The sequence below is a fragment of the Alicyclobacillus herbarius DSM 13609 genome (assembly GCF_000430585.1).
Lineage (GTDB): Bacteria > Bacillota > Bacilli > Alicyclobacillales > Alicyclobacillaceae > Alicyclobacillus_G > Alicyclobacillus_G herbarius.
This window is the reverse complement of the sequence record NZ_AUMH01000001.1, coordinates 165622-180839: the sequence shown is the minus strand read 5'-3', so window position 1 is coordinate 180839 and position 15218 is coordinate 165622. Positions and strand designations below refer to the sequence as shown.

15 protein-coding genes and 1 riboswitch are annotated in these 15218 nt (G+C 59.1%); of the genes, 7 read left to right on the top strand and 8 right to left on the bottom strand.

All coding sequences use genetic code 11. From position 1 onward, the window contains the following. The first annotated feature begins 82 nt into the window (after window positions 1-82). A complete protein-coding gene (locus H522_RS0100890) occupies window positions 83-1327 on the top strand; it encodes an MFS transporter (RefSeq protein ID WP_026960858.1) in 1245 nt (414 codons plus the stop codon). Between the two features lie 64 nt (window positions 1328-1391). On the opposite strand, the gene dusB is transcribed toward H522_RS0100890, so the two are convergent. Both dusB and H522_RS0100880 read right to left on the bottom strand, forming a co-directional pair. Then, window positions 1392-2378 (bottom strand): tRNA dihydrouridine synthase DusB, encoded by a 987-nt coding sequence (dusB, locus tag H522_RS0100885; protein ID WP_026960857.1) that lies wholly within the window; start codon window positions 2376-2378, stop codon window positions 1392-1394. A 91-nt stretch (window positions 2379-2469) separates the two neighbouring features. Further along, a complete protein-coding gene (locus H522_RS0100880) occupies window positions 2470-2700 on the bottom strand; it encodes a TM2 domain-containing protein (protein ID WP_026960856.1) in 231 nt (76 codons plus the stop codon). Window positions 2701-2826: 126 nt separating this feature from the next. Between H522_RS0100880 and H522_RS0100875 the strand changes: the two genes are divergently transcribed. Further along, complete coding sequence (locus H522_RS0100875; RefSeq protein WP_026960855.1) at window positions 2827-3078, top strand: hypothetical protein; 252 nt, start codon at window positions 2827-2829, stop codon at window positions 3076-3078. Window positions 3079-3110: 32 nt separating this feature from the next. Here the strand turns inward: H522_RS0100875 and H522_RS16735 are convergent, their stop codons facing one another. The 3 genes from H522_RS16735 to H522_RS0100860 form a co-directional block, all read right to left on the bottom strand. Beyond that, complete coding sequence (locus H522_RS16735) at window positions 3111-3971, bottom strand: D-alanyl-D-alanine carboxypeptidase family protein (protein ID WP_081411743.1); 861 nt, start codon at window positions 3969-3971, stop codon at window positions 3111-3113. 172 nt (window positions 3972-4143) lie between these two features. Next, a complete protein-coding gene (locus H522_RS0100865; protein ID WP_026960854.1) occupies window positions 4144-4806 on the bottom strand; it encodes a metal-dependent transcriptional regulator in 663 nt (220 codons plus the stop codon). Window positions 4807-5042: 236 nt separating this feature from the next. Beyond that, complete coding sequence (locus tag H522_RS0100860; RefSeq protein WP_026960853.1) at window positions 5043-5468, bottom strand: BrxA/BrxB family bacilliredoxin; 426 nt, start codon at window positions 5466-5468, stop codon at window positions 5043-5045. Window positions 5469-5753: 285 nt separating this feature from the next. On the opposite strand from H522_RS0100860, the gene hemE reads away from it, so the two are divergent. The 4 genes from hemE (at window position 5754) to H522_RS21355 (ending at window position 9562) form a co-directional block, all read left to right on the top strand. Next, entirely contained in the window at window positions 5754-6809 is a 1056-nt protein-coding gene (hemE, locus tag H522_RS0100855; protein ID WP_026960852.1) for a uroporphyrinogen decarboxylase, read from the top strand. After that, window positions 6806-7735 carry a ferrochelatase gene (hemH, locus tag H522_RS0100850; RefSeq protein ID WP_026960851.1) on the top strand — a complete coding sequence of 310 codons (930 nt, stop codon included), beginning with the start codon at window positions 6806-6808 and terminating at the stop codon, window positions 7733-7735. Before hemE ends, hemH begins: the two co-directional genes overlap by 4 nt. Then, window positions 7732-9237 (top strand): protoporphyrinogen oxidase, encoded by a 1506-nt coding sequence (hemG, locus tag H522_RS16730; RefSeq protein WP_051343569.1) that lies wholly within the window; start codon window positions 7732-7734, stop codon window positions 9235-9237. The genes hemH and hemG overlap by 4 nt, the downstream gene beginning before the upstream one ends. 133 nt (window positions 9238-9370) lie before the next feature. After that, on the top strand, window positions 9371-9562 hold the full coding sequence (locus H522_RS21355) for a hypothetical protein (RefSeq protein ID WP_155836096.1): 192 nt from the start codon (window positions 9371-9373) through the stop codon (window positions 9560-9562). 76 nt (window positions 9563-9638) lie between these two features. Here the strand turns inward: H522_RS21355 and H522_RS0100840 are convergent, their stop codons facing one another. The 3 genes from H522_RS0100840 to H522_RS0100830 all read right to left on the bottom strand — a co-directional run bounded on the left by H522_RS0100840 (window position 9639) and on the right by H522_RS0100830 (window position 14191). Further along, window positions 9639-10061 carry a chemotaxis protein CheW gene (locus H522_RS0100840; protein WP_026960850.1) on the bottom strand — a complete coding sequence of 141 codons (423 nt, stop codon included), beginning with the start codon at window positions 10059-10061 and terminating at the stop codon, window positions 9639-9641. Window positions 10062-10066: 5 nt separating this feature from the next. After that, a complete protein-coding gene (locus tag H522_RS16725) occupies window positions 10067-12115 on the bottom strand; it encodes a chemotaxis protein CheA (protein WP_051343567.1) in 2049 nt (682 codons plus the stop codon). A 66-nt stretch (window positions 12116-12181) separates the two neighbouring features. After that, on the bottom strand, window positions 12182-14191 hold the full coding sequence (locus tag H522_RS0100830) for a methyl-accepting chemotaxis protein (RefSeq protein WP_051343565.1): 2010 nt from the start codon (window positions 14189-14191) through the stop codon (window positions 12182-12184). A 110-nt stretch (window positions 14192-14301) separates the two neighbouring features. Then, a riboswitch (cyclic di-GMP riboswitch) is annotated at window positions 14302-14404 on the bottom strand. 189 nt (window positions 14405-14593) lie between these two features. Here H522_RS0100830 and H522_RS16720 point away from each other — a divergent pair. After that, a complete protein-coding gene (locus H522_RS16720; RefSeq protein ID WP_051343562.1) occupies window positions 14594-15205 on the top strand; it encodes a CheB methylesterase domain-containing protein in 612 nt (203 codons plus the stop codon). Window positions 15206-15218: the final 13 nt, after the last annotated feature.

Here is a 15218-nt window from a genome sequence, read left to right as displayed (position 1 = left end):
CACCCGCATATGTCGGTATCATCCTGCCGAACGCCATAGCGTGGGTGGGTCATCTTACTTGTCGAGGAAAGGAGTGGCCGCGATGAGTGATGTCACCGTATCGGTCACATCGAGTGAAGAACGGCGGCCTTCAGCGGCACGCCTTTTATCCGTATCGGGAATCGGACTGTTATTCGATTCGATGGACAATGCCCTGCTCTCGTTCGTCCTGACGTCGATTGCTGCCCAGTGGCACCTCAATCCCAGCCTGATGGGCATCCTAGGCAGCATCAGCTTCATCGGGATGGCGATTGGGTCCGCCTTTGCCGGGTCGTTGGCTGACCGTTTCGGACGCCGGACCATCTTCATGTGGACCCTTCTGATTTACAGCTTGGCCACTGGATTGACCGCATTCGCCGGGGGATTGGCCGTATTTATCATCCTGCGCTTCCTGGTTGGACTGGGGCTCGGCGGCGAACTGCCGGTTGCGACCACCTACGTACTCGAGTCTTCCCCGGAAGCGGTCCGCGGCCGCCGGGTGGTCCTATTGGAATCGTTTTGGGCCGGCGGGGCTTTGCTCGCCGCGCTCATCTCGTTCTTTGTGGTGCCGTGGACCAGCTGGCGAGTCGTCTTCCTGATTGGTGCCGTGCCGGCCTTGTTTACCCTGATTGTACGCCAAACGCTGCCAGAAACGCCGAAGTTTAGGGCTCTCCCGCACAAATCCATCCGCCGCTCCATGGCCACCCTGTGGCACCCCGGCATCTTGTGCGGGACCCTGGTGACGTGGGTCCTGTGGTTTGTGATGAACTTCGCCTACTACGGCATGTCGGTCTGGCTGCCGTCGGTTATGACAATAAAAGGGTACAATTTGGTCCACAGCATCGGCTACGTATTGATTATGACAATCGCCCAGATTCCCGGCTACCTGACGGCTGCCTGGCTGGTGGAGAAGTGGGGGCGCAAGCGCATCCTTGTCCCCGCCATGCTATGCACAGCCCTGGCCGCGCTTGGTTTTGGCCACGCGCCGAGCACGGTCTGGCTCATCATCTTCGGCTTGTGCCTAAACTACTTCATGCTCGCCGCCTTCGCGGGTACGTACATTTTTACGGTCGAGCAATTCCCAACATTCGCCCGTGCCTCGGGAATTGGTTGGGCGGCCGGGTTCGGCCGGATTGGCGGCATCGTCGCGCCGTTTTTGGTCGGAGCGCTGCTTGGCAGCGGAGTCAGTATCACCGCCGTCTTTACCATCTTCTTTGCGACCGTTATTGTGGGCTTTGCCGTGGTCCTGATTTTCGGGCGGGAGACGCTCGGTCGTCAAATTGACGATCCGCTCCACGACGAACCCTAAACCTGCATCGCACCGTTTACCAGCTGATGCGAGGCAGGCGTCGTCACGGCGCCTGCCCCGATGATTAAGAGGCCTTCGACAGCGACGCGTCCAAAAACCCCAACAAGCAATCCCGCATCCCCGTCAAGGTCGTTTGCTGATTGATGACGTTGCGCATCTCCGCGCACCCTGGCAGGCCCTTGATGTACCAGGCGGCGTGTTTGCGCATCTCTTTGACCCCAATATTTTCGCCTTTATACTCGACCAACAATTCCAGGTGGCGGATTGCAACCTCGATGCGCTCCTCCACACTTGGCGGGGCCAGCTTCTCTCCCGTGCGCAAAAAGTGTGTCACTTCCCGGAAGATCCATGGGTTGCCGAGGGCAGCACGACCAATCATGACCCCATCGCAGCCGGTCTCCTCAAACATCCGTAGCGCATCCTCGGGACTGGCCACATCTCCGTTGCCAATGACGGGAATTCGCACCGCCTCTTTCACCGCCCGGATGATGGACCAATCAGCACGCCCGCTATACATCTGCTTGGCGGTTCGTCCGTGTACGGCCACCGCACTGGCACCGGCCGCCTCCACCGCTTGGGCAACTTCGACCGCGTTGATGTGTTCATCGTCCCAACCTTTGCGAAACTTGACCGTAACTGGCTTGTCCACCCTCTCAACAACAGCCCGGACAATCGAAGCTGCGTATTCGGGATCGCGAGCGAGCGCCGCGCCCGACCCATTCTTATAGATTTTCAGGACCGGGCAGCCCATGTTGATGTCAATCAGGTCAGCGTTGGTTTCGCCCACCATCTCGGCCGCCTGAATCATCGACTCCCGGTCATACCCGACCAACTGCAGGCTGACCGGGTGTTCGTCCGGCAAAATGGTTAGCATCTTTTGCGACTTCTTATTTCCATTCACGAGCGCCTTGTCACTGACCATCTCTGCACAGACCATGCCAGCCCCCAGTTCTTTAGCTAAACGGCGAAACGGGGGATTGCACACCCCGGCCATCGGCGACAAAATCACCGGGTCCTCCACACGCACCCCACCAATTGTCAGCACCCGCATGTGTCCATCCTCCATTCACCCGTGCTCCTTCAGCTATCTATCGGTGAAGCATAACAGACTCACGCGGGAAGGGGCAAGCCGTTCGGAACACTCATCCATGTCTCTGCGCCATACCGGCGGTCAAGAATAGGTCAATGAGCCACCAAACACCTACGATGAACATCAACAAGTGACCGATGAGAATCGGGAACGTGACGCCGCCAATCACCGTTAAGGTCAACATCGTGACGCCACTGACCATCCGTCCGCAGTACATGCGGTGTACTCCGAGGTAACCCAGAAAGAACCAGAGGACATACGCCAAAGCGACAGACCGCTGCATCGTCCTCATCCCCCCAGTAAACTTTAACGGCGTACCCGTCACCCCAACATATTCGTCAACAGCTTGTTTCGATGTAGCACCGCGAACGAAGTGGGCACACAATGGGGCGAGGAGGGAGATGGCGATATGAGCGTTTGGATTCACGGAGGAAACGTGAACATCGCCTCGTTCAACAATAACAGCGGTGTGTATATAGGCCAAAACATGGAGGACGGGTGGGACAGCCTCTCCCCCGTCAAAATCGCGGCTGGATTTTCGATGGGGGATGGCAATTGGATGTGGGCAGGATACTCGGGCTACTGGGGATGGTGCGGGCACCATCAGGGGCTATTCGATATGGATCTGAAAAATAACGGCACCCCCAGCTGGATGCGGTGAAGGGTGAACTTCATTCCGCGAGCTGCACAGCATTAGACCAGCTCCACGTCGCGGTTTTCCGCGGCAAACTGCAGCAGCCTTTGCGTCTCGCGATACATCAAACTCTTACGCGGGGCACCCAACACTACGGATATCCGTAGACGCCCGTGCTGACGCACCGCAAACGCGAGACAATACATGGCTTTCGAGGTATAGCCTGTCTTGCCCCCGACGATTTCACCAAAGGGACTGTCGGTAAGGTAGATGAACCGGTTCCCGTTGCGAATGGTCTTGTCCTCAATCGTATACTGCTTCGTCTGCATCGCCTGAACAATCTCGGGATGACGCACGGCCTCGCGCAGAATCAAGGCGATGTCATGGGCGGATGAGCGATGCCCATCATCGTGCAATCCGTTTGGGGTGACGAAATTCGTATGCGTACACCCCAACAGACGCGCCTTCACATTCATCATGCGGGCGAAACCAAGCTGCGATCCGCCGATGGTCTCAGCGACGGCGTAGGCGACGTCGTTGGCGCTTTTCATAATGAGAGCATTCAGGGCTTGTTCAGCCGTAATGTAGGTATCCGGCTTCAGCCCGAGCCGAACACGCTCCTGACGCGCGGCCGTCTCGCTGATGTAGACCGGGTCATGCATATGCAGGTATTCTACCAGGAGAATGGCCGTCATCAGTTTCGTGGTGCTGGCTGGATAGAAGGGTTCATCCGCGTTTTTCGCATAGAGAATGCGTCCACTGTCGGCGTCAAGAACGACCGCGGCGCGCGCGTTGACGTAAACCCGAGAAGGTCCACCTTCACGCGCTGAGGCATGAATCGTAAACAGACTCACCACAGTTAGGCAGGCCGTCAAGAAACTAAGCCACCGCCGCCAAACCGGACTCCGGGAAGGATTCACAGACCCACACTCCTCCACCTTTCAGACTGCAGATCAGGCTGTAACGTGAATACAGGCACGGTGAGCACGCGGTAGTACCCCGAAAGGGGGTACCGAAACGCGTGTCCGTGCCTGCTGCGAAGACACCCCAGCCGAGACACAACAGTCCTAAGATGAGCCAAAGTGGAGCCTCTTATGCCGGCTGGACAAGCACCCGTCGAGCCACGGATTCATCCAGGGCGTATGTGCTGTCGCCGACGACCACCTCAATCCCAGCCTCGTACGGATCGAGCCCACGGGTAAGATGCAGACGGTTGCCTGGGACAATCCCGGCGCGATGTAAGAAACGCAGTAAATCCAGGTCTTCCTCGGCCATCTCGACGATCCGGATGACGCGGACATCGGCGGGTGCCGGCACCTCAGACAGCGGCTGACCCTGCGGCTGCGACGCTCCCGAACCGGGAATCACATTGCCGTGCGGACAAGTCGTGGGGTGTCCGAGTCGTTCAAACAGTTGCCGTTCGACCAACGACGAGATGCTGTGCTCAAGCCGCCCTGCTTCCACATGGGCGTCCGCCCAATCCAGCCCGAGTTCGTCAGTGAGCCAGCGCTCGAGCAAACGGTGTCGGCGCACCACCTGCTCCGCCCGTTCCCGGCCACTCTCCGTAAGTACGATTTCCTTGCCTTCTCCCGTGGACACGTACCCAGACTGGGTCAACCGTTGCACGGTTTGCGTTACCGTCGGACGGGCGACGCCGAGGTAATCCGCCAGCCGCGAAGGGATGACCGTTTCCCCTTCACCGTTCAAGACATATATCGCTTCGAGGTATTCTTCCATTCCGTGTCTGCGAGCCATAACAGCCTCCTGGGAGTTCTTGTCGACGATTTGCGACAACTGCGGACAGAATTCCCTCCAATCCATATTCTAACATAAGCGAACGACCAACCGCTTCTCGACGGTGGTCGTTCAACCGAGTTGGATGTATTGATTCATCGGGCGATGACGCCTGTGGCATCGGCCGGGATCACGCCCGCGCGGACATCCCGTCGCATATCTGCACGGGCCAAGCGCCTCAGTTCAACGCAAGCGGCTTAAGCGCAGTACTCGTCAAACAACGATTTCAGCTTTTCCGCGACCGCTTGCGCGTCCGAGCCTTCGATATCGTGGCGGTGCAACGCCCCAACCAGTTTTCCATCCTTAAACAAAAACATGGATGGAGAAGAGGGAGGCAAGCCTTCGAAATACTCACGCGCGCGAGCGGTGGCTTCCTTATCCTGGCCCGCAAACACCGTCACCAGGTTGTCTGGCCGTTTATCGTGTTCCAACGCCAAACCTGCCGCCGGACGCGCAATGCCGCCCGCGCAGCCACAGACCGAATTGACAAAGACCAGCGTGGTCCCGTCCTTCTTCTGCAACGCTTCATCGACTTCTTCCGGCGTCCTTAGCTCACGAAAGCCTATCTGCGTCAATTCATCGCGCATCGGCTGAACCATCATCGCGTAGAAATCCAATTCCATCGACATCTCCATGCCTCCTCGCCAATCGGATGCAAGCGGCGACTCCATCGTCGTCTCTTCTATTATACTGCTTGTGACCGTTCCGCGACAGTTCGCGTCAGCCCCCGCGCCAAGCATGGAACACTGGGGGCAGTTGGTTGCAACCTTGTCCAGGGATTGAGTATAACTGGGTTGAACTGATTTCCAAATCCCGCTTATCGGCTTATCTTAAGGGCGTTTTTGCCCCGGGTTGAGGTTTTGTGCCACTGCGGGCAAGCCAGCCCGGCCTGAGAAAAGAGGGTATGCATGTCGCGAACGGATCGATTCTTAAAGGCGTGCCGGCGCCAGCCGGTCGATGTTTCGCCGGTCTGGTTTATGCGCCAGGCTGGCCGCTATCAGCCGGAATACCGGCAGCTGCGCGAGCGATATTCGCTGCTGGAGATCTGCCGACAACCGGAACTCTGTGTACAGGTTACTCGCCTCCCCGTGGAACAGCTGGGGGTCGACGCCGCCATCTTGTTTTCTGATATTTCTTTGCCTATCGGTGCGATGGGACGTGAGTTCGACATTCAAGAGCACGTCGGACCGGTTTTGGCCCACCCGGTCCGGAGCCGGCAGGATGTGGAGTCCTTACACCGGTTTGAACCGGAGGAAGCCCTGCCGTACGTATTCGAAAGCATCCGAGGCTTAAAACGGGAGCTGCCGGTCCCGCTCATCGGCTTCGCCGGCGCCCCTTTCACTCTCGCCAGCTACATCATTGAAGGGGGGCCGTCACGCGATTACCTGCGGACAAAACAGATGATGTGGTCCGAGCCGAGTCTCTGGCAAGACTTGATGGATACCCTGGCGGACGTGACCATCCGCTACCTACAGTCGCAAATTGCGGCGGGTGTGGATGCCGTCCAGCTGTTTGACTCCTGGGTTGGGAGCCTTTCGCCTGACGACTACCGGGTGTTTGTCCTGCCAACGATGCGGCGGATTATGGATGCCCTAGAGCCGTTTGACGTACCCCTCATCTATTTTGGCGTGACCACGGGCGAACTGTTGCCCATCTGGCCCGAGACCGGGGCCACCGTGATTGGCGTCGACTGGCGTGTGCGCTTGGAAGATGCCGCAACGCGCGTGGGTCCCCAAGTCGCCCTGCAGGGAAACCTCGACCCAGCGCTTTTGTTTGCCCCCTGGGAGGTCATCGAAGCGCGAACCAAGAGCATCCTCGATCAGGGACTGAACCATTCCGGATTTATCTTCAATTTGGGCCACGGCGTTCATCGACTAACAGACGCGTCGAAACTGCAGCGATTGACCGAGTTCGTCCACAGCTACAGCGAGCAGAGATTGAAAGAACAGGGGGTGAGGGTATGAATTTGAAGCTCGGTGTGCTGCTGATGGCCTACGGAACTCCGCGCAGCTTGGCCGAGGTCGAGGCTTATTACACCCATATCCGCCACGGCCGGAAACCCACTCCCGAACTGTTGGCCGATCTCGTTCGTCGCTATGAGTCCATCGGCGGCGTCTCCCCTCTGAACGCCATTACCCAGGCGACCGTTCAAGGCCTGCAACAGAAGTTGAACGAAAACGCCTTGCCGGCGCGCGTCTACCTTGGCTATAAACACACCGCCCCGTTTATCGCGGAAACGGTTGAACGTATGGTCCAGGAAGGAATTCGCGAGACGGTGGCACTGGTTTTAGCACCGCACTACTCTGCCTTGAGCGTAGAGACGTACCTCGCCGAGGTCCGCCGCGCCGCCCTTGAGACCCCGCTGCGCGTACACGAAATTCGTAGTTGGCACCTCCATCCCGGTTTGATTCAACTCTTGGCTGAGCGGGTGCACGCCGCGCGTCAGAAGCTGCGCCACCCAGAGCGTGCCCCGGTCATCTTCAGCGCCCACAGCTTGCCAGCGCGGATTTTACAGCAGGGCGACCCGTACCCAAAGCAGCTGCGTGAGACCGGACAGGCGGTCGCCCACCGCCTCGGCTTGGAGCGTGTGACCTACGCGTGGCAGAGTGCCGGCCGTACTGCGGACGAGTGGCTGGGTCCCGACATCCTAGTCGTGCTGCGACAGCTGGCCGAAGAAGGTTGCCGAGAGGTGGTTGTGTGCCCGGCCGGGTTTGTTTCAGACCACCTGGAGGTTTTATACGACATCGACATTGAATGCCGACAACTGGCCGACTCCTTAGGCATGCGGCTCGTGCGTACCGAGTCCCTGAATGACGATCCGGACTTTATCCGGGTTTTGGCGGACCTTGCCGAGCAGAAACTCAGACAGCCGGGGAGGGAACACGAATGACACCCGCGAAACGCGTAGTCATTGTCGGCGGGGGCATCAGCGGCTTGGCCTGCGCATTTTATTTGCAGCAGATGGCCCGGGACGCGAAGTCCACGTCCTTCGAATGTACCGTGCTTGAGGCGGATGGACGGCTGGGGGGAAAACTGTTCACGTATCGCGAGGATGGATTCATCCTGGAAGGCGGGCCCGATTCGATGCTGGTACGGAAGCCGGCCGGAATTGGGCTCGTGCGGTCACTGGGCATCGAAGCGGAGCTGGTTCCGTCCGGATCTGGCGTGGCCCGGACCTACGTGGTCTCGAGGGGCAAACTTGCCCTCCTGCCCAGCGGCACGAACATGGGCATTCCTGCGCACTGGGATGCTCTCTGGGGCAATGAGGTGATCTCTGCCCGGGGAAAGTGGCGCGCGCTGCGAGACTTGGTACTTCCCCCGATGCGCGAGGAAGGGGACGTATCGGTGGGCGCCTTCCTGCGCCGGCGTTTGGGAGACGAATGGGTGGACCGGCTGTGCGAGCCTTTGTTGGCCGGAATCTATGCCGGTCGCGCCGACTCCCTGAGCCTTGAGGCGACCTTCCCCCAGTTTCGTCGGCTGGAACGCGAATACGGCAGCCTGATGCTGGGAAGCGCTGCGGAGCGCCGCTGGCGGGCGGCACAGGCGAGGGCCCAGGGGCCCGCCGCTGCGGCTGCGGTTTCCGCGACGCCGGGTGGTCGCAGCGCGTTCGTCGCCTTGAGGGGCGGCTTTTCAACGCTGGTCGAGCGCCTCTACGACGAACTCCATACTTGGGCAAAGCTTTACACAAAGGCGCGCGTGGAGTCGCTCCACCAAACGGAGGATGGGCGGTACTGCGTGTCATTCACCACCCCGACCGGCGTACAAAACCTCACGGCAGATGCGGTGATCATCGCGGCGCCCGCCTTTGTTGCCGCAGAGCTGCTTAAGCCTTGGCTGGCTCGAGCTCGCTACCTGGCCGACATCCCCTACGTCTCCACCGCCACGGTCTCCCTGGCGTACCGGAGCGAGAACCTACCGGTGCTGGACGCATCCGGTTTTCTGGCTCCGCGCGTCGAACGGCGGTTGATGACGGCGAGCACGTGGCTCTCCACCAAATGGCCGCACACCACCCCGCACGGGTACGCGGTGCTACGGTGCTTTGTCGGACGCGCCGGACAGGAAGAAGGCCTGGACTTGGATGACGCAGAGATGATTCGCCGTATCCGGCAAGAGCTTGCCGAACTCGTCGGCATCACGGCGCAGCCGGTGTTCACCCGCGTAACGCGTTGGGTAAAAGCGATGCCCCAATACGGAGTTGGTCACCTGGGCCGGTTGCAGGCCGTAGAACAAGAACTGACGGAAAAACTCCCAGGAGTTTTCCTGACCGGCGCCGGTTACCGCGGCGTCGGCATCCCAGATTGTATTGCCCAGGCGCAGACCGCCGTAGAGCAGACCCTGAACTACCTGCATCAACACGCCTCGCCCTCACCGCATGCGTACGCCAACCGATAAACGTTTGGTAAAAACTTGGGCGATCCGCCTCTTTGCACGGATCGCCCGCAACCAACAGGCGCTATTTTCGGTGATAAGAAAAAAGCAAGGGGCGCATCCTAACCATGCATCTGACCGAAAAGGAGTTGGAGCGATGCGTCCCACAACTTCACGCACAAACAAGCTGGCCCGCGCAGGAGACGGGACCCGGCAACCGGTGCCTTCCTCCCCCACGGCCGAGCCAACGACGGGTTCTGAACCCTGGGTCGCGGTGGAGAGCCCCGACGACTTTCGTTACGAGGGCGGGGGTGCTACGTCGTCGCCGCAAAAACGGCCGAATCAATAACCCTAGAGTGGCGAAACTTCAGTCATCGAAAACGAATTCCACGAAGCAGTCGGCATGACCTCATGGTGTTTGCCCGTTACGCCCCCAGGGCGTGTTCTGGATTCAACAGGTATTCTAGGTCCAAGACAGCAACCGGTTCTCTCTGCACGTCGGCGATGGCCCGAACCGCCTCTTGGTGCGCTCGGGCCTCATGAACTTCCAGGTTGCTTTGCGGGATTTCCAGTACCTCGCGCACATGTTCGGCCAGGAGTCCAACCGTAATCTCCGCGCGTTCGAGAACGATAATTCGGGTTTGCGGTCCCGTTGGGGTTTCCCCTAATTTCAGCAACATGGCTAGGTCAATGACCGGAATCACCTCACCCCGCAGGTTCATCAGGCCTTTGCAGCACGGTTTTGTTCCCGGGACCCGGGTGAAGGAGCCGACGCGCTCCACCGACCGGACCGCCTGCATTGGAATCGCGTACGCCTGACCGAATGGTCGGCAAACGATATACTGCATCTCCCTCACCCTTTATCGATTGTTTGAGATTGCCCGGACCCATAGTTGGCTATCCAGTCGGCCGCGTTCAGAATCAGGACAACCGCCCCGTCGCCGAGAATCGCGGCCCCGGAGATCCCAGGTACCCTTCCCTGCAGGTACCCACCCAACGGTTTCACCACAATTTCTTCCGTATCGAGGAATTCATCCACAATCACGGCCACGGACCGATCCGCCCAGCCAAGCACGGCCACATTCAGGGGTTCTGTGGACGCTGGCACAGAGGGGTTTCCCATCCAGTTGCGCGTATCGAGCAGACGCAGGAGCCGCCCATCCAACTGGATAAAGTGCCGCCCTCCCGTTTCCCGAATCTGCTCTGCATCCACCTGATAAATTTGCAACAAGGAACTGATAGGCACGGCGTACCGCTCATCCCCTACACGAATGAGCATAGCTTGGATGATCGATAAGGTCAGAGGCATACGGAGGATGAAGGTTGTCCCTTTTCCCGGCGTGGACCGCACCTGGACCTCCCCGCCGAGGCCGGCGATGGTATCTCGTACAGCATCCAAGCCAACGCCGCGGCCCGAGATGTCAGATACCCGCTCAGCCGTGCTGAATCCCGATACGAACAAAAACCCGTAAACCGCTTCGTCCGAGAGTTCAGCCACCCGGTCCGGATCGATGAGTCCTCGTTCCACCGCCTTATTCGCGATCTTTACCCGGTCGAGGCCACGGCCATCGTCGGCCACCTCGATGAAGACGTCGTCTCCACGCTGGTAAGCGGAGAGCCGCAGCGTACCGACCTCCGGTTTCCCCGCCTGCAATCGCTCTTCCGGGGTTTCCAATCCGTGGTCCATCGCGTTGCGAATAAGGTGCACCAGAGAATCCCCGACTTCGTCCATGATTGTACGGTCCAGCTCCGTCTCCTGCCCTTCCAAGTGCAGGTCGACCCGCTTGCCCAGCGATTTGGCAAGGTCTCGGACCATGCGCGGGAAGCGCTGAAACACCGTCTCGACAGGCAGCATGCGAATCCGCAACAACAATGCCTGCAAGTCGTCACATACGCGCTCAAAATGGTGCACCGCCTCGGACAATTCCGCATCGCGGCGCTGTGCGGCCAACTGACGCAAGCGGGTTTTATCCATCACAATCTCACTGAACCGATTCATAACGTCGTCCAAGCGCGCCAGGTCGACCCGTATCGAGCCCTGGCCACGCCCCGCGCGGGTCCCAGCCAAACCGCTCTGCGATCCGCTGGACGTGCCCTGTGCGGGGCGCTTCGGCTCTGTCGGCCGATCCGCTTGCGGCAAGGACCGTGACGGGTCACGCGGCTGGCTTTCCGGCGCGGGACCTGCGGTCGGAGCCTCTCGAATTTCAGGCTGTCCGTGTTGGATAAGCGTCACCTGCTCAATCTCAGCAACCCCTGCCAGGGCAGCGCGGATGGCGTCTTCATCTCCGGATTCGAGGCCAAGGGTGAACACCCCTCCACACTCTCCGGCCATCACCCGATCCATCGGTGGGTCGGTGCACGTGATGACCACCGTCCCTTCGAGCGCTTGATGCACCATAAACGCGCGCACGGCCGGCATCGTGCAGTCCTTCGTAAACTCCACACGCACCAAAAGGCCAGACTTTGCAGCTTGTTCCGCGGATTTTGTGCTGGCAATTTCCCCAGATTCGATGCTCGTAGCCGCGCTCAACGCAGCCGCCAGCTGTTCGCTTACCCCGGCAATCTCGACCTGTGTGTCCGTACCCTCGTCCATCACGGCCTGCACGCACGCTTCTAATGCATCGACGCAGGCAAACAGCGCGTCTATCAGCGCGCCGGAAATCGCGACGCGTCCGGATCGAACCCCGTCCAGTCCGTCCTCCATCTCGTGCGTCAAGTGAGCCATTTGTTCGAACCCCATGCTCGCGGCCATACCCTTCAGCGTATGGGCGGATCGGAACATCCGTTGAATAATGTCCGTATTTTGTTCATCCCGCTCCAGTTCGAGCAGGCTGTCCGCCAGCGATTGCAGGTGCTCCTGTGCCTCCTCCAGGAAGAGTTGGATGTATTGGCTGGTGTCCATGTGTTTCATGCCCCCTGGTCCAGGTTGGCCCGTGACGGGCCGTCTGTAGCTACCCGCCAAATCACCTCAGACACGGAAATGGCCAATCCGCTTCTGCAACTGTTCGGCCATCTCACTCAGCGCCCCTGCCGAAGCCGTAATCTCCTCCATCGAGGCTAACTGTTCCTCGGCTGATGCAGCCACCGTCTGCATGCCGGCAGAAGTGGTTTCCGTCACGTTCGCAACACCGTCCATGCCATCCTGGAAGCGTTCGGTGTGCTCAGCCATTTGTCCGACCGCCGCCGAAACGGCCTGTATCTGGGCTGCCACGTCACCGACCGCCTGGAGAATCTGCTGAAACGACGCGTTTGCCCGGCTGGCGCGCTGAACGCCCTGCCCAACCGCCTCCACGCTCTCTGCCATAGAGTGAGCGGCGTTCTCGGTTTCGGCCTGAATCGCTTCAATCCGCATCACGATTTGTTTCGCGGAAGCCGTGGACTCTTCCGCCAGTTTGCGCACTTCATCCGCAACCACCGCAAAGCCCCGGCCCATCTCCCCGGCTCGCGCGGCTTCAATGGCCGCGTTCAAAGCCAGGAGGTTGGTTTGATCCGCAATCCCCGTAATGACTTCGACAATCTCGCCAATCTCACGGGAGCGGTCGCCCAGCCCTTGAATCACGTCGGCCAGTTGATGGACCCGGTCTTCGATGGCACGCATTTGGGCAATCACCGATTCGAGGTCTGCGCGTCCGCGCGAGGCCACGAGGGAGGCATCCTGAGCTGCATGCGCCACCTGTTCAGAGGCGTCCCGCACGCGCTGCATTTCGCCCACCATATGCGCAACTTGTCCGCGCGCATCCTCCACAATCTGCGCCTGCCGCTCCATCCCGGCGGCCGTCTCCTGAACCGTCAGCGTCACTTGTTCCGTCGCGCGGCTGTTCTCCTCCGCACTGGCACTCAGCTCTTCCGCCGAGGCTGAGACCTGCCCAGCGGTTTCACTGACCTCGTGGATAATCTCCCGCAGCGACTTCGACATTTCATTGAACGTCTCCGCCAAACGGCCCAATTCGTCCCGGCCGCCAACCGGGATACGCTGGGTCAGGTCTCCCTTGCCTATGTCCTCTGCGGCCCGCATCAGCTCCGAGAGCGGCTCAGTAATCGACCGAACAACGAAGAACATGAGAATTAAACCAACGATGAGCGTAATGACAATAACCAATATAGTAATACTCCGGATGGGGGCCGCTGCCGCTGTGTATTCCCGCGGGAGAATGACAGCGGCCTCTTTCCAACCCGTCAACTTGTTGGTCTCATACTCGATGTGCTCGGACGATCCATTCGTCCGCACGTCAAACTGCCCGGTCTGACCGGAAAAGAGTGGTTTCCAGGCAGCGTCCTTCAGCACACTACCGGTGTGCATTCCCTGATTCGAGATGACGACCCGGTCGTTCGTCAAGACCGCCAGGTGACCGCTCTGACCGATCTTGACCTGTTGCGCCATGGAGGTGATGGGATTGGCCAACAACTCGAGCCCAATCACGCCATCTCCGTTGGGGAGCGCACGGGCAATCGGAATCACATAGGTGCTGCTGGCAGCATCGTAGACTGGATTGCCAATCACGATGGAGCCAGATGAGCTGGCGGCTTCTTTATACCAGTCCGTGTTCACCGGGTTGAAGTTGTTATTTTGCGTCCCGGACGGTTGCACATACAAGCCCTTATTCGTCGCGACGAAGGCGCGCAGCACCAGCCCGTCATGCGAGGTATAAAAGTCTTGCAGAACGGTATTCAATTCGTCTTTCTTGCCCGAAATTAAAATGGCGTCCGCGTTATTAGCAAGAAACGTGATGTTTTCTTCCTGCTGGGTGAAAAACGTGGTCAAGGATTGATCAAACAACGTGACGTTGGAAATCGCGGAGGAATTGACTTCCGATTTTACATGCCGGTCCGCAGCCTGAAAGGAGAACCAGCCAATCACCAGCGCAGGTACGATGAGCAAGACGAGGAAGGAAACCAACAAACGCATTCTAACGGATGCAATGCGACCGAAGCGGCCTACCGACGGCAAACGAAAGCGAACACTGGTTACCTTTTCCACTCACGAACACACCCTTACCTCTCTACAGATTGCAGCCTCGATGTGCGATGTACGACTGTTTTCTATCGGTGCCGCGAAAAAAGGGCAGCCCGCACGGGCTGCCCGACTGCAACGGCACCCCGGCGATCCTAGGTCGAGCTTGCAAAGACCAGCCAGACCCGTAGACCCGTAGTTTTGCGTCCCAGCGTTTCCACTGGTTTGCCCTTTTACGCTGCCGAATCAAGTTTTGAAGAGGAATGCAAGAGTTCCATGCCCGGAAAGGCTTGGACCATGTATTGCATTCATGGTATCACAACCAACAAATCCCGACAATAAGCCACACGCTGTGGAGAGGTGGTTTCCCCCTCGGTCGAGTGCCAGGTATAGTAGACAGGAACGTTATGACAAGTGAGGGTTGTTCGAGTGACGACGAAAGGTTTGGCGGCAGGACCATTCCCCGACAACTGGCCCGGGTTTTTGCTCATTGGCGCGTCGACCGGAGGCCCAGCTGCGCTCGCACGGCTGCTCCCCCGATTTGGCCCGGACTTTCCGGCCCCGATTTTGGTCTGTCAGCACATGACGAAAGGATTTACGGTGACGCTCGCAGACCACCTTAATCGCCTCTGTCCCCTGCCGGTTTCAGAGGCCAAGCACGGAGAAGAGGTGACTCCCGGCCGCATCTACATCGCTCCAGCCGGGTTTCAGACTCGTCTGCAGGCAGACACGTCCATTCGCTTCCACATTGACGAGGCACCCGGGGTATACTTATACCGACCTTGCATCGATGTCACCCTAGAGTCGTTGGTCCCGATTTACCAACAACGGTTATTAGCGGTCATTCTCACCGGCATGGGACGAGACGGAACCGAAGGCTGTCGGCAGGTGAAAACCGGCGGCGGTTACGTGATTGTCGAAGCGCCGGAGAGCTGCGTGATCTACGGTATGCCAAGATCCGTCTGGCAGGCTGGTCTGGCAGACGCGCAGGTACCACTAGAGGCCATCGCAGATCACATCGAACAGTGCCGCCACAATTGAGGCCTTCCCACCT